This is a genomic window from Kitasatospora sp. NPDC059146 (assembly GCF_042786665.1).
Taxonomy (GTDB): Bacteria; Actinomycetota; Actinomycetes; order Streptomycetales; family Streptomycetaceae; genus Kitasatospora.
Window position 1 is genome coordinate 96055 of record NZ_JBHZCY010000015.1, and the last position, 14010, is coordinate 110064.

Sequence of the window (14010 nt, forward strand, 5' to 3'; positions counted from 1 at the left end):
CCGGTCAGTCGGCGGCCGGGGCGTCGGCAGCCGTGGCGTCGGCTGCCGGGGCGGCCAGGTGGGCGAAGGCGGCCAGGTTGCGGGTGGACTCCCCGCGCTTGGTGCGCCACTCCCACTCGCGCCGGATCGCCGAGGCGAAGCCCAGCTCCAGCAGGGTGTTGAAGGGCTCGTCCGCGTTCTCCAGCACCGTCCCGAGCAGCCGGTCGACGGTGTCCGGGGTGAGCGCCTCCAGCGGCAGCCGGCCGGCCAGGTAGACGTCGCCGAGCGCGTCCACCGCGTACGCGACGCCGTAGAGGCGGGTGTTGCGCTCCAGCAGCCAGCGGTAGACGGCCTGGTGGTTCTCGTCCGGGCGGCGGATCACGAAGGCGTTCACCGACAGGGTGTGGTCGCCGACCCGCAGTGCGCAGGCGGTGTTCAGCTTGCGGGTGCCCGGGAGGGTCGCCACCAGGGTGTACGGGTCGGCGGCGGCCGGCTCCCAGGCCACCCCGGCGTCGTCCAGGGCGGTGCGCAGGAGGGTCAGGGCCTCGTCCTTGGTGCGGATTGCCATGGGGGTGACGTTACTCGGCGGTACCCCCGGCGCGCAGCCGCCGACCCGGCCAGGACGCCGACCCGGGCCAGGACGCCGCCCGGCCCGGGCGTCGGCGCTCAGCGGCGCCGGGCCACCGCGAGCCGGCCGGCCGGGCGGGCCAGGCTGCCGGCGTAGACCTCGGCGGTGGAGGCCGCGGCGGTGTCCCAACCGAAGGCGGCCGCGTGCCGGGCGGCCGCCGCCCCGCGCCGGGCGACCAGCGCCGGGTCGGTGACGTACGGCTCCAGTGCACGCGCCCAGGCCAGCGGGTCGTGGCCCTGCACCAGGCTGCCGGACTCGCCGTCCCGCACCGCGACCGGCAGGCCGCCGACCGAGGCCGCCACCACGGGGGTGCCGCAGGCCTGGGCCTCCAGCGCCACCAGGCCGAAGGACTCGCTGTACGAGGGCATCACCAGGGCCGTCGCCGCGCGGTACCAGTCCGCCAGCCGCTCCTGGCCGACCGGCGGGTGGAACCGCACCACGTCGCCGATGCCGAGCTGGGCGGCGAGCTTGTGCAGGCTCTCCGGCCGGGCCAGCCCGGTGCCGGACGGCCCGCCGACCACCGGCACCACCAGGCGCTCGCGCAGCCCCGGACGGGCCTCCAGCAGCGCGGCGACCGCCCGCAGCAGCACGTCCGGCGCCTTCAACGGCTGGATCCGCCCGGCGAACAGCAGCACCGCCGCGTCCTGCGGCAGGCCCAGCCTCGCCCGGGCCTCGGACCCGGCGCGCGGGCCGCCGGGGCGGAAGACGTCCAGGTTGACCCCGGGGTGGACGACGGCCAGCTGGTCCGGCCGGGCGGCGTAGTGCAGCGCCAGCTCGGCGGCCTCCTCGGTGGTGTTGGCGATCAGCCGGTCGGCCGCCTCGACCACCTGGGTCTCGCCGATCACCCGGGCCGCGGGTTCGGGCGTGTCCCCCTCGGCCAGCGCGGCGTTCTTGACCTTCGCCATGGTGTGCATGGTGTGCACCAGCGGCACCCCCCAGCGCTGGGCGGCCAGCCAGCCGACCTGCCCGGAGAGCCAGTAGTGCGAGTGCACCAGGTCGTAGTGGCCGGGGCGGTGGCCCGCCTCGGTGCGCAGCACGCCGTGGGTGAAGGCGCACAGCTGGGCCGGCAGGTCCTCCTTGACCAGGCCCTCGTACGGGCCGGCGGTGACGTGCCGGACCAGCACGCCGGGGGCCAGCTCGACGGTCGGGGCGTCGTCCGAGCAGATCGCCCGGGTGAACACCTCGACCTCGATGTTGAGCTCGGCCAGGCGCTTGGCCAGCTCGACGATGTAGACGTTCATCCCGCCGGCGTCGCCGGTGCCGGGCTGGTGCAGCGGCGAGGTGTGCACGCTGAGCATGGCTATCCGGCGCGGGCGGCGACGGCCCGGGACGAGCGACTGGAGCCGGCCGCGCGCGGGCGTCGCGGACTGGGCACGGCGTACCGAACGGACGGGGTGCTGGATCACCTGGCTGAAGCCTCCTCGTGTGCGGCCCGTCTCGGCGGTCCGCGTGAACGGGCCCGCCACATGTCCGGTGTGCGCTGCCCCGTCCGGGCACACATCACCACCAGTGTGCCAACCACTGGGCGGGCGTCCGGCATTCCCGCTCCCGGCGACCGGTCCGCCGGGCCGGCATCCGCCCAGCTCAGGCCGGGGACGCCCGGCCCCGCGACCGCCGACTACCCTTCTGGGCATGGCTGCCTCCTTCGACCCCGCGACCGCCGCGCCCGCCCGCGGCCGGACCGGACGGCCGGTCGGGACGGTCACCCGGGGCACCACCAACACCAACCGGCTGCGCCGGATGGACCGCTGGATCGCCCACACCCTGGGCCGGGCGCTGCGCGCCGCCGAGCGGCCCCCGGTGGCGGTGGACCTCGGCTACGGCGCGGCGCCGTGGACGGCCGTGGAGCTGGCCGGACGGCTGCGCACGGTGCGGCCGGACGTCCGGGTGGTCGGGATCGAGATCGAGCCGGAACGGGTCGCGGCCGCGCTGCCGTACGCCGAGCCGCCGCTGCTCACCTTCCGGCGCGGCGGCTTCGAGGTGCCGCTGGACGGCGGCGCTCCGGCCCAGCTGATCCGGGCGGCCAACGTGCTGCGGCAGTACGAGGAGTCGGCGGTGCCCGGGGTGTGGGAGCGGCTGTGCACCCGGCTGGCCCCGGACGGGCTGCTGGTCGAGGGCACCTGCGACGAGATCGGGCGGCGGCACGTCTGGGTCGCGCTGGGGCCGGAAGGGCCCCGGACGGTGACCTTCGCGGCCCGGCTGGGCGGCCTGGGCCAGCCCTCCGACCTGGCCGAGCGGCTGCCGAAGGCGCTGATCCACCACAACGTGCCGGGGCGGCCGGTGCACGCCTTCCTGACCGACTTCGACCGGGCCTGGGCGGCGGCCGCGCCGTACGGGGCGTTCGGGGCGCGGCAGCGCTGGGTGGCGGCCTGCACCGCGCTGGCGGGCAGCTGGCCGCTGGTGGACGCGCGCGGGCGGTGGCGGCAGGGCGAGGTCACGCTGCCCTGGACGGCGCTGGCCCCGTAGGACGGGGCCGGGCCCGGATTCTGCGGGACCCGGACGGGGTTCCCGGAGGCCCGCTGGGGCCCGGCGGGGCCGGGCTGGTGAGCGACGCGCCTCATTCACTCGAACGAGTTATCGAATATCTCTGGCGTGTTGACGCCTCGTCACGCCACGATGGAGACCGCCGGGCGGCGACACCACACGCCGCCCGGCGCGCACCGCGCCCGTCAGCCCCCCTGCCCGAGCAGCTCCCGCCGGGCCCGTTCGAACACCTCGTACATCTCCGTCCCGAACAGCACGAACCGCACCTCCGCCAGCTCCGCGCCCGCGAGCGCGTCACCGCCGCCCAGCACCTCGGCGACGGTGCCGAGCGCGATCCGGGCCGCGTCCGCCGGCGGCCAGCCGAAGATCCCCGCCGACACCGCCGGGAAGGCCACCGTGCGCGCGCCCAACCCGGCCGCCGTGCGCAGCGACTCGCGATAGCAGGAGGCCAGCAGCCCAGCCCGCTCCTCGTACTCCTCCGCCAGGTACACCGGCCCGACGGTGTGCACCACCCAGCGGGCCGGCAGCCGCCCGGCCGTGGTCGCCACCGCCCGCCCGGTGGGCAGCCCCTTGCCCCAGTGCGAGGCCCGCAGCCGGCGGCACTCCTCCAGGATCTGCGGCCCGCCCCGGCGGTGGATCGCGCCGTCCACCCCGCCGCCGCCCAGCAGCGAGGAGTTGGCCGCGTTCACCACCGCGTCCACCTCCTGTGCCGTGATGTCACCCTCGACCAGGGTGATCCGCGTCACCACCACCTACCCCCTTCCCCGGACCCGCCCGGCAGCCGCCGGGCCGGGATCCGAGCCGTCGTCCGAATCCGATCACCACACCGCCACCGGCGTGGCAATAGCCACAACGGCGCCGGTCGGCCAGAGAAATCCCCGGAGATCACGTTATGGTCGCGAGAAGTTCCCCGACGCGCGGTGCCAGGCGGGCACTGCGGACGGACGCCGGCCGTTACGCAGGCGGGGAAAGGGAGGAACCACCGATGCCCGCAACGGGAGACGGGCGGGCACCTGGTGCCGCGGACCTGCCGGGCGCCCACGACGGCGCCCCCGTCGGCCATGCCCGTACCCGCCCGGCCACCACCGGCCCGGCCACGGCCGCTCCCCCGATACCCCACCCCCGCTCGCAGCCGGCCCGGACCGCGCACGGCACCCGCCGCCCCTCCCGCCCCACCGGAGGCGGTCACGCCCCCGCGCCCGGAGACGGACCCGTCGACGGCACCGTCGCGCCCCTGCGGCTGCTGGTCATCGAGGACGACGCCTCGGACGCCCAGCTGATCAAGGCGGCGGTCGCCGACAGCGGCACCTCGATCGAGATCCACTGGGCCCGCGGCCTCGAACAGGCCACCCAGCTGCTCGCCCAGTCCTCCCCCGCCGGCCGGCGCGGACGCTCCCGCGGCGGCGAGTTCGGCTGCGTGCTGCTCGACCTGGCCTCCCCCGCCGACCTGCCGCACCCGTCCGACCCCTCGGACGGCCTGGAAGGCCTGCACGAACTGCTGCGCCGCGCCCCGCACATCCCCGTCGTGGTGCTCACCGACGCCGCCGGGGCCGAACTCGGCGCCGCCGCCGTCGCCGCGGGTGCCCAGGACTTCCTGCTCAAGCACGAGACCGACGGCCCGCTGCTGGCCCGCGCACTGCGCTACGCGGTCGAACGCAAGCGGGCCGACGAGTCCCAGCGCCGCCTGGTCGAAGCCGAGTTGCGCGGCCAGGAGAACGCCCGGCTGCAGCGCCACCTGCTGCCCACCCCGCTGCTCGACGGCGCCGGGCTCTCCTTCACCCGGCGCTACCGCCCCGGCCGCCGCCGCGCCCTGCTCGGCGGCGACTTCTACGACGCCGTGCGCACCGACGACGGCACCGTCCACGTCGTGATCGGCGACGTCTGCGGCCACGGCCCCGACGAAGCCGCGCTCGGCGTCGCACTCCGGATAGCGTGGCGCACCCTGGTCTTCGCCGGCCTCACCGGCGAGACCCTGCTCACCACCCTCCAGCACGTGCTGGAGCACGAACGGCGCAGCGACGAGATCTTCGCGACGCTCTGCATGCTCGTCATCGAGCCCGGCGGCACCACCGACCTCGACTCGCTCGGCACCGGCGAACGCGCCCGGCTCTACCTCGCCGGGCACCCGGCGCCGCTGCTGCTCGGCCGCGACCACGCCCCGGCCACCCTGCCCGCCGACCACGCCGGGCCCGCCCTCGGCCTGCTGCCGTGCCACGACGGCGGGGCCGCCTGGCCCGCCCACGAGGTCGAACTCCAGCCCGGCTGGCGGCTGTTGCTCTACACCGACGGGCTGATCGAAGGCCGGGTCGGGGCCGGGTCGCGGCGCCTCGGCCAGGACGGACTGGCCGACCTGATCGCCGACCACCAGTCCGCCGGGCTCACCCGGGGCCGACTCGTCGACAGCGCGATCGCCGAGGTCGAGGAGCTGAACGGCGGGGCGCTGACGGACGACGTCGCGGTGCTGCTGCTGGAGCGCAACCCGGTGCAGCTGATCCTCGGCTGAGGCGGCTGCGGACGCGCCGCGGAGGCGTCGCGGACACGTCGCGGACAACGGCGCGGACACGCTGCGGCCCGGGAGGGTGAACTGCCCTCCCGGGCCGCGGCGTTGTCCGTGGGGTCGGCCTACCAGGGGCCGTACGGGCCGGTGTTGCTCCGGCCGGTGCCGCCGGTCAGCGCCCGGATCGCAGGGCGGACGTCCACCACGTAGACGATCGAGGCGACCAGGCCGGCCAGGGTGCCGATGCTGCCGAGGAAGTTCGCCCCGAACAGCAGGTCCCACCCGAAGCTGATCCCGAGGATCGCCAGCCAGAAGCCCTTGGTCTTCTTGTCGGCCGCCCGGTAGGCGTCCTCGCGGCGGGTGGCCGCGTCGATCAGCGCGAAGAACTTGTAGCCCAGGATCGCGACGGCCATCCACCAGAACGGGTTCAGGTAGGAAAAGGCCAGGATCTGGAACACTCCGGTCATCGCGGTCTCCTACGTCTCTCGGCTTGCTGCGCCCCGGCCGCCGCCCATCCTGGCACGGCGGCCGCCCGCAGGGTGTGAACGTCCCGCCGCCGGTGGATGTGCCCCGGGGTGGCGGGCGGCGGTCACTCCGTGGCGGAGGGGGTGTTCTTCCGGGGCCTGGCGGGCTTCTTCGGAGCGGGGGCGGCGGGGTCCGCGGCCGGGTCCGCCGGGGCGGCGGGGGCGTCCAGCAGCTCGGCCTCGACGGGGGCGGCCTCGAAGGCGGTCTCGAAGGCGGGGTCGACGGCCGGGTCGACGGGGACCTGGGTGGGGTCGGCGTCGGTGTGGGGGCGGGCCTTGTCCACGACGACCTTGCCGCGCTCGGCCAGTTCGTCGTAGGTCTCCTTGGCCCGGACCGCCAGCTCCAGCGCGCGGGCCACCTGCTGCAGGGCGAAGCCCTGGGCCCGCTCCTGGAGGACCTTGAGGTCGGTCGGGAGGGCCGTGACGGCCCCGGTGACCTTGGCCGGGGCGCCGGCCAGCAGCTCCTGCGCCTCGTGGAGCCTGGCGGTCGCCTTCTCCTGGGCACCCTGGCGGTCCGCCGCCAGGGCCTCGACCCGGCCCGGCACCTCGCGCAGCTTCTCGTACGCGAGGTCCCCGGCGCCGGCCAAGGCGTACAGCGGGGTCGGGTCGGTGAGGGTCTTCTTGATCTCGTCGGTGATCGGCATGCTTACCGGTCCTCCCGGTGGGTGTTCTGGGTGGCCGCGCCGTCGGTCGTCGGGGTGGAGGCCGAGGCGGCGTTCTCCTTGAGGAAGGCGTCGTAGACCGCGAGCAGCGCCTGCTTCTGCTGCTCGTTGATCAGCGGATCGGCCAGGATCGAGGCCCGCAGTTCCAGGCCCTCGCCCCGCCGCTCCTCCAGGATCCCGGCCTGGACGTACAGCGTTTCCGCCGAGATCCGCAGCGCCTTCGCGATCTGCTGCAGGATCTCCGCGCTCGGCCTGCGCAACCCTCGCTCGATCTGGCTGAGGTACGGGTTGGACACGCCGGCGGCCTCCGCCAGCTGGCGCAGCGAGAACTGCGCGTTGCGGCGCTGCTCGCGGATGTACTCGCCCAGGGAGGCGACGTTGAGTGAGGCCATGGGGACAGGGTGCGGGATCGTGCTTGCAATTGCAAGCAGGGTGCTAACTGGGGGCTAGCGGGTGGGGGGCCGCTGCGCGGGGCTGTTGGTGGGTGGGGGGCTCTCGGGAGGGTGGGTTGGTCCGGGGCGGTGCGCGCGCGGGGCGGGCGGGGCCCGGCGCCGCGCCCGGGGGTGGGTGCTCCGGCGGCTGGGTGATTTTCGGACCGCCGACTCTGTGGGTGGGGTGTGATCGCCATTGGCGGTCTGAAAATCACCCGTTACGCCGCTCTCCGCACCCACCCCCTCCACCGCCCCCTCCCGCAGCGCGTCCCTCTCGCCTTGGGCGGGTTGGGGGGAGGTGGGGGGTGGGTGTTGGTGGGTGGGTGCGGGTTCTTGTGGTGCGGGCGCGCGGGCGGTGCCGCGCGCGCCCCGGGGGGGTGGGGGGGGGGGGGGGGGGGGCGGGGCCCCGCCCCCCCGGGGGGGGGGGGGGGCGCCCGGGGAGGCGGACCGGCATCAGGCCGGCGAAGGTGCCGGTCCGGCCGGGGGTGCGGATGGCGAGCGGGGCGATCGGGCCGCCGAGTTCGAGGAGGAGTTGTTCGGGGTGGGCGGCGCGGAGGGCGTCGAGGAGGAAGTCGCGGTTGAGGGCGATGTGGGGGTCGTCGGGGGTGGGGTCGGCGGTGACGGTGAGGTGGCCGTCGTCGGTGAGGGTGAGCACGGTGACCTGGCAGTCGGCGCCCTGGGGGCCGGAGGGGAGGGTGCGGGTGGCGCCGGTCTCGACGGCGGTGCGCAGGGCGGCGGCGGGGAGGGTGAGGCGGTGCTGGGGGTCGAGCCGGGTGAGGACTCGGTGGTCGGGGTAGTCGGTGGCCGGGACGGCGCCCTCGATGCGGTGGTCGGGGGTCTCGGCGCGGAAGGTGTCGGCGCCCAGGGCGAGCAGGACCTCGGCGGGGGCCCCGGGCAGCAGTGCGCGCAGGGCGTCCACCAGGGCGGTGGGGACGGTGGTGCCGGGGGCGGGCTGCTGCGGGGCGCCGAGCGCGGGCAGTTCGGCGAAGGCCATCCGGTAGCGGTCGGTGGCGACCAGGCGCAGGACCGGGCCGTCCGGTTCGAACAGCACGCCGGTCAGGGCGGGGTGGTCCGGGTCCTCGCAGACGGCGAAGCGGACGGCGTCCAGGGCGGCGGCCAGGCGGTCGGCGCGGACGGTGAGGTGCAGGGTGGTGGTCATCAGGTGCTCCCTCTGCTCGATCGTGGTGCGGATCAGGGAGAGTTCGCGGCGGGCGTCGGCGAGGCCGTCCTCCAGGCGGCGCAGGTGGGCGTCGAGGACGCGTTCGGCGTCGTGGCCGGCCAGTACGGCGCGGATGTCGGCCAGCGGGAGGCCGACCCGGCGGAGCCGGACCAGCAGGCGGGCGTCGGCGAGTTGGGCGGGCCGGTACCAGCGGTAGCCGGTCTGCGGGTCGACCCAGGCGGGGGTGAGCACCTCGGCGCCGTCGTAGTAGCGCAGGGTGCCGACGCCCAGGCCGCTGGCGCGGGCCAGTTCGCCGATGCTGTGCAGCTCGCTCTCCATGCCGGTCACTCTCGGGGCTCGACCTGGTCGAGGGTCAAGCGAGGTGGGTGAGCTTGTCCGGGTTGCGGACGGCGTGGATCGAGCTGACCAGGGGCTCGCCGTCCGGGCCCTCGGTGAAATCGAGGACGGAGACGGAGTCGACGGCGCCGTCGACGGTGATCAGCAGGCCGGGCTGGCCGTTGACCAGGACGGGGCGGACGCCCGCGGCCTCGCCGAGCTGGCGGAGCACGCCGAGGAGGAAGCGGGCGACGTTGTCGGCGCCGGTGACCGGGCGCAGGGCCGCGCGGATCACTCCGCCGCCGTCGCTCCAGGCGGTGACGTCGGGGGCGAGGAGTTCGAGCACCCGGTTGAGGTCGCCGCCGACGCAGGCCGAGAGGAACTCGTCGGTGGCCCGGCGGCGCAGCTCCGGCGGGGCGTCGTAGCGGGGGCGGCGGGCGCGTACGTGCGCCCTGGCCCGGCTGCCGACCTGGCGGCAGGCCGCCTCGGTGCGGCCCAGGGCCTCGGCGATCTCCGGGTAGGAGAAGCCGAAGGCCTCCTTGAGGACGAACACCGCCCGTTCCAGCGGGGAGAGGCTCTCCAGCACGACCAGCAGGGCGAGCGAGACGCTCTCGGCGCGCTCGACGCCGTCGGTGGCGTCGGGCTCGGAGACCAGCGGTTCGGGCAGCCAGGGGCCGACGTAGGACTCGCGGCGGACGGCGGCCGAGTCCAGCCGGTTGAGGGCGAGGTTGGTGACCGTACGGGCGAGGTAGCCGGCGGGGCTGGCGACCGGGCCGGTGACCCCGCTCCAGCGCAGCCAGGTGTCCTGGACCAGGTCCTCGGCGTCGGCGACGCTGCCGAGCATCCGGTAGGCGATGCCGAAGACCGTCCGCCGGTGCTGTTCGAAGGCGGCGAGCCGGGTGTCGGGGGTGTCGGTCACGTTCGGGACGCTACCTCAGGAGCGGAAGGCCTCGTAGGCGGGGGCGAGCAGGGTCGCCAGGTCGCGGCCGTGGACGGTGATGCCGGAGCGGCCGAGGCGGTGCAGCGAGGGCTCGACCGGCTCCTCGTCCGGGGTCGGCGACAGGGTGAAGTCGCCGCGCCAGTAGGCGGCGACGTTGACCATCGGGGCCTTCGGGGGCGGTGCCTGGTCGGTCATGCGTCCTCCTCGGCGACGGCGTCCTCGCGGGTGAGGGTGACCAGTTCGCGCAGGGCCTCGGCGGGGAGGTCGGTGAGCCAGTGCTCCCCCGCGCCCACCACGGTGTCGGCCAACGCGCGTTTGGTGGTGAGGATTTCGTCGATCCGCTCCTCGACGGTGCCGACGCAGACCAGGCGGCGGACCTGGACGTCGCGGCGCTGGCCGATCCGGAAGGCCCGGTCGGTGGCCTGCTCCTCGACCGCCGGGTTCCACCAACGGTCCAGGTGGATCACCTGGTTGGCGGCGGTGAGGTTGAGGCCGGTGCCGCCGGCCCGCAGCGAGAGCAGGAACACCCGGGGGCCGTCCGGGGCCTGGAAGCGCTCCACCAGCTCCTCCCGGCGGGCGCGGGGGACGCCGCCGTACAGGTGGAGGACCTCCTCGCCGAGGCGGCGTTCCAGGTACGGGCGGAGCATGGTGCCGAACTCGGCGTACTGGGTGAAGACCAGGGTGCGGTCCCCCTCGGCCAGCGCCTCCTCCAGCAGTTCGGCGAGCCGGGCGACCTTGCCCGAGCGCTCGCCCAACGGCGAACCGTCGTGCAGCAGTTGGGCCGGGTGGTTGCAGACCTGCTTGAGCTTGCCGATCGCGGCCAGCACCGTGCCGCGCCGCTCCACGCCCCGGATCCCCTCCACCCGCTGGAGCAGGTCGGCGACCACCGCCTGGTAGAGGCCGGCCTGTTCGGCGGTGAGGTTGCACCAGACGGTCATCTCCTGCTTGGCGGGCAGCTCGGCCGCCACCGCCGGGTCCGTCTTGAGCCGGCGCAGCACGAACGGGGCCGTGCGGCGCCGGAGTTCGGCGGTGCGTTCGGGGCTGCGGTGCAGTTCGACCGGGATCGCGTAGCGCTCCTTGAAGCGCTCGGCCGGGCCGAGCAGGCCGGGGTTGGCGAAGTCCAGCACGGCGTGCAGTTCGGCGAGCCGGTTCTCCACCGGCGTGCCGGTCAGGGCGATCCGGTGCCCGGCCACGGGCAGCGCGCGGATCGCCCGGGACTGGGCGGTGCCGGTGTTCTTGATGTGCTGCGCCTCGTCGGCGACCACCCGGCGCCAGCGGATCGCGCGGAGCGCGGCGAGGTCGCGCTGGACCAGCCCGTAGGTGGTGATGACCAGGTCCGCTCCCCCGACGGCGTCGGCGAGTCGGTCACCGCCGAGGCGGTCGGCGCCGTGGTGGACGTAGCGGCGCAGGCCGGGGGCGAAGCGCTCGGCCTCGCGCTGCCAGTTGCCGACCAGGGACATCGGGCAGACCAGGAGGGTGGGGGCGTCCGCCCCGGACCGTTCGGCAGCCAGCAGGGCGAGGGTCTGGACGGTCTTGCCGAGGCCCATGTCGTCGGCCAGGACGGCGCCGAGGCCGAGCTCGGACATGGTCCTGAGCCAGGCGAGTCCGCGCTGCTGGTACGGGCGGAGTTCGGCGTGGAAGTCCGGTGGCAGGGCGGGGACTTCGGGGGTGGCGGTGACGGTTCCGGCGAGCAGGTCGCCGAGCGGGCCGTCCGCCCGGACGCTGGTGACCGGCAGCCCGGCGACCGTCGCCTCCGGGTCGAGGGCGAGCCGCAGCAGGTCGGCGGCGGCGAGCAGGCCGTCGCGCTGCTCGGTGAGGAAGGCCAGTGCGGCGGCGATCTGGGCCGGGTCGGCCTCCAGCCAGGTGCCCCGGACCCGGACCAGCCCCTGTTTGGCGGCGGCGAGTTCGGTGAGCTCCTGCTCGGTGAGCGGGGTGCCGTCCGGGCCGAGGGCGGCCTGCCAGCGGAAGGCGACCACGGCGTCCCGGTCGACCTGGCTGGTGACGGCGAGGGTGCCGGGGGCGGACGGGGTGGTGGCGCGCAGGGTGAGGCCGAGCCGGGGGCGGCGGCGCCACCAGGAGGGCAGCAGCACGCCGAATCCGGCCCCGGCCAGGGCGGGCGCGGCGGTGCGCAGGAAGTCGAGCGCGCCGGCGCGGTCGAGCGGCAGGGCGGACGGGCGGGAGCGGTGGCGCAGCCCGTCCAGGGCGGGCCAGCGGTGGGCGGCGCGGGCCAGTTCGGCGACCAGCACGTCGGCGGGGCCGGCCCGGTCGCCCCCGGGGGCGACCTGCGCGAGCTTGCGGTCGAGGGCCGCGTGGGCCGCGCCGCCCTCGTGCAGTTCGGCGGCGCGGACCAGCAGGGAGGGCTCGTCGACGGCCTGGAGCAGGAACTCCAGCCGCCAGGCGTCGTCGGAGGGGCTGCCGTCCGGATCGTCGTCGGCGGGGCCGAGCGGTTCGACCAGGCGGAAGCAGAGCCGCAGGGCCGGGTCGGCGGGCTCGGCGGTGGCGTACCAGTCGGTGATCCGGCGGCGCAGTTCGGCGAGCTCCCCGGGCGAGGCGTCGACCTCCCCGGAGGGGGTGGCGAGGGCGTGCAGCCAGCGGTCGGCCGGGGCCGGGCCGGGGGCGGGGAAGGGGGTGTCGGCCAGGGCGGCCCGGGCCTCGGCGTCGACCAGGGCGCCCAGGGCGGCGCCCAGCAGGGCCTCGCCGGTGCCGGCGCCGGTCGGCCACTCGCCCAGCAGGACGGGCGGGCAGCCGGCCGCCAGGGCGGCGGCCTCGCGGCGCCCGGCCGGGGTGGGGTCGGGCCGCCAGCGGGCCCGGGGCCGGCCGTCGGCGAGGACGGGCAGGGGCAGCACCCGGCCCCGGCCGACCGCCCGCCAGGCGAGGTCGTGCACCCCGGTGAGCCAGCGCAGCGAGGGCCCGTAGACCACTTCGACCCGGCCGGTGCCGGGCAGGTCGGTGTCGGTGACGGCCCAGTGCGGGTCGTGGACCTCGCCGAGCAGCTGGGCGGCGGCGCCGGCCTCGAACAGCAGGGCGGGCACCCGCCAGGGGGTGAGCACGGCGCCGCCGCGAGGCGGGGTGACCGGCAGGTCGGGCGAGGGCGCGGGCAGGGGGCCGACGGTGGGCAGCAACAGGGTGGCCCAGCGCTCGGGGGCCTGCCCGGCGAGCCAGCCGAGGCCGGGCCCGATGCCGCCGAGCACGGCGGCCAGGCGGTCGGCCGGGCAGGCGTACGGGTGGGCGCGCGGGGCGGGCCGGTCGGGGAGGTGATCGGTGGCGCCGGGGTGGGCGCGGGCGTCCTCGGCCCAGAGGGCCAACCGTCCGTCCGCCCGCCAGAGTGCGTGCAGGACGAACATGCGGGGCCTCTCGGGGCGGGTGGGAACCGTCCTTCGCAGCCTAGCCGGAGGGTCGGACAGTGCCCGTCGGGCCGCCCGGCGGCGCCCGTTGGGCCGGGCGGCTGGGCCGTTCGGGTGGTTCGGCGAAGTGCTTCGACCGTTGTGGTTGAAACTTGAACGAAAGAGTCGTACGGTGGAGTCAAGAAGTTGAAGCCTAAACAAATGGCTTCGAACCCGAGGAGGAGCCATGGGCCTGTTCAACCGCACCAAGACCGCCACCCCCACCGCCGTCCGGACCCCGGCCGGCCCGGACCTGTCGCACCTGACCGGCGACTGGGCGATCGACACCACCCACAGCGAGATCGGCTTCGCGGTCCGCCACGCGATGGTCACCAACGTCAAGGGCCGCTTCACCGACTACGAGGGCAAGCTGCACCTGGACGGCGCCGAGCCGCACAACTCCTCCGCCGAGCTCGTGATCAAGGTCGCCAGCGTCGACACCAACCAGGCCCAGCGCGACGAGCACCTGCGCACCGGCGACTTCTTCGCGGTCGAGACCCACCCGGAGATCCGCTTCCGCAGCACCTCCGCCGAGGCGGTCGGCGACGACTCCTACCGGATGACCGGCGAGCTGACCATCAAGGGCACCACCCGCCCGGTCGTCCTGGAGCTCGACTACACCGGCAGCGCCACCGACGCCTACGGTGCCGAGCGGGTCGGCTTCGAGGGCCGGACCGTCGTGGACCGCACCCAGTTCGGCCTCACCTACAACGCGGCCCTGGAGACCGGCGGCGTGCTGATCGGCGAGAAGGTCAAGCTCAGCTTCGACATCTCCGCCGTCAAGGCGGCCTGAGCCGGCCGTCCGCGGCCACGGCGGCCCGTGCCGCCCCCACGACCCACCGCCCCTGCCCGTCCCCCCGGGGCAGGGGCGGTGTGCTTGGGTCCGTCTTCGAACTCCCGTCGTCCGCCCGGAGGGCGGGCGGGGCGGCGTTGGGGTGCGTGCATCGCAAGGCGGAGGAGGGAGCCCAATGCAGCGCATTGGCGACC

Annotated in this window: 13 protein-coding genes; 3 read left to right on the top strand and 10 right to left on the bottom strand. The window is 75.8% G+C overall.

The window, feature by feature from the left end:
* Positions 1-4 precede the first annotated feature (4 nt).
* Together ACFXPX_RS09710 and mshA are read right to left on the bottom strand one after the other, a co-directional pair.
* Complete coding sequence (locus tag ACFXPX_RS09710) at positions 5-547, bottom strand: YbjN domain-containing protein (protein ID WP_380640414.1); 543 nt, start codon at positions 545-547, stop codon at positions 5-7.
* A gap of 98 nt (positions 548-645) precedes the next feature.
* The gene (gene mshA, locus ACFXPX_RS09715; protein WP_375881483.1) at positions 646-2013 is read right to left on the bottom strand and encodes a D-inositol-3-phosphate glycosyltransferase; all 1368 of its coding nucleotides are present in this window, start codon (positions 2011-2013) and stop codon (positions 646-648) included.
* A 226-nt stretch (positions 2014-2239) separates the two neighbouring features.
* On the opposite strand from mshA, the gene ACFXPX_RS09720 reads away from it, so the two are divergent.
* Entirely contained in the window at positions 2240-3073 is an 834-nt protein-coding gene (locus ACFXPX_RS09720; protein WP_380640416.1) for a class I SAM-dependent methyltransferase, read from the top strand.
* 203 nt (positions 3074-3276) lie between these two features.
* On the opposite strand, the gene ACFXPX_RS09725 is transcribed toward ACFXPX_RS09720, so the two are convergent.
* Entirely contained in the window at positions 3277-3837 is a 561-nt protein-coding gene (locus ACFXPX_RS09725) for an O-acetyl-ADP-ribose deacetylase (protein ID WP_375881478.1), read from the bottom strand.
* A 239-nt stretch (positions 3838-4076) separates the two neighbouring features.
* On the opposite strand from ACFXPX_RS09725, the gene ACFXPX_RS09730 reads away from it, so the two are divergent.
* Positions 4077-5594, top strand: coding sequence for a SpoIIE family protein phosphatase (locus ACFXPX_RS09730; protein WP_380526201.1), 1518 nt, complete (start codon positions 4077-4079; stop codon positions 5592-5594).
* A gap of 119 nt (positions 5595-5713) precedes the next feature.
* Here ACFXPX_RS09730 and ACFXPX_RS09735 read toward each other — a convergent pair whose 3' ends face one another.
* From ACFXPX_RS09735 to ACFXPX_RS09765, 7 genes are all read right to left on the bottom strand, one after another.
* Positions 5714-6055, bottom strand: a complete 342-nt coding sequence (locus ACFXPX_RS09735) for a DUF2516 family protein (protein ID WP_375881473.1) — start codon at positions 6053-6055, stop codon at positions 5714-5716.
* Positions 6056-6177: 122 nt separating this feature from the next.
* A complete protein-coding gene (locus ACFXPX_RS09740) occupies positions 6178-6756 on the bottom strand; it encodes a hypothetical protein (protein WP_380640418.1) in 579 nt (192 codons plus the stop codon).
* 2 nt (positions 6757-6758) lie between these two features.
* Complete coding sequence (locus ACFXPX_RS09745; RefSeq protein ID WP_375881467.1) at positions 6759-7166, bottom strand: helix-turn-helix domain-containing protein; 408 nt, start codon at positions 7164-7166, stop codon at positions 6759-6761.
* Positions 7167-7416: 250 nt separating this feature from the next.
* Positions 7417-8703, bottom strand: coding sequence for a MerR family transcriptional regulator (locus ACFXPX_RS09750; protein ID WP_380640420.1), 1287 nt, complete (start codon positions 8701-8703; stop codon positions 7417-7419).
* A gap of 34 nt (positions 8704-8737) precedes the next feature.
* Positions 8738-9619, bottom strand: coding sequence for an RNA polymerase sigma-70 factor (locus ACFXPX_RS09755; protein ID WP_375897252.1), 882 nt, complete (start codon positions 9617-9619; stop codon positions 8738-8740).
* Between the two features lie 15 nt (positions 9620-9634).
* Positions 9635-9835, bottom strand: a complete 201-nt coding sequence (locus ACFXPX_RS09760) for a hypothetical protein (RefSeq protein ID WP_380640422.1) — start codon at positions 9833-9835, stop codon at positions 9635-9637.
* Positions 9832-12984, bottom strand: a complete 3153-nt coding sequence (locus ACFXPX_RS09765) for an SNF2-related protein (protein WP_380640424.1) — start codon at positions 12982-12984, stop codon at positions 9832-9834. Before ACFXPX_RS09765 ends, ACFXPX_RS09760 begins: the two co-directional genes overlap by 4 nt.
* A gap of 226 nt (positions 12985-13210) precedes the next feature.
* On the opposite strand from ACFXPX_RS09765, the gene ACFXPX_RS09770 reads away from it, so the two are divergent.
* The gene (locus tag ACFXPX_RS09770; RefSeq protein ID WP_380527348.1) at positions 13211-13816 is read left to right on the top strand and encodes a YceI family protein; all 606 of its coding nucleotides are present in this window, start codon (positions 13211-13213) and stop codon (positions 13814-13816) included.
* Positions 13817-14010: the final 194 nt, after the last annotated feature.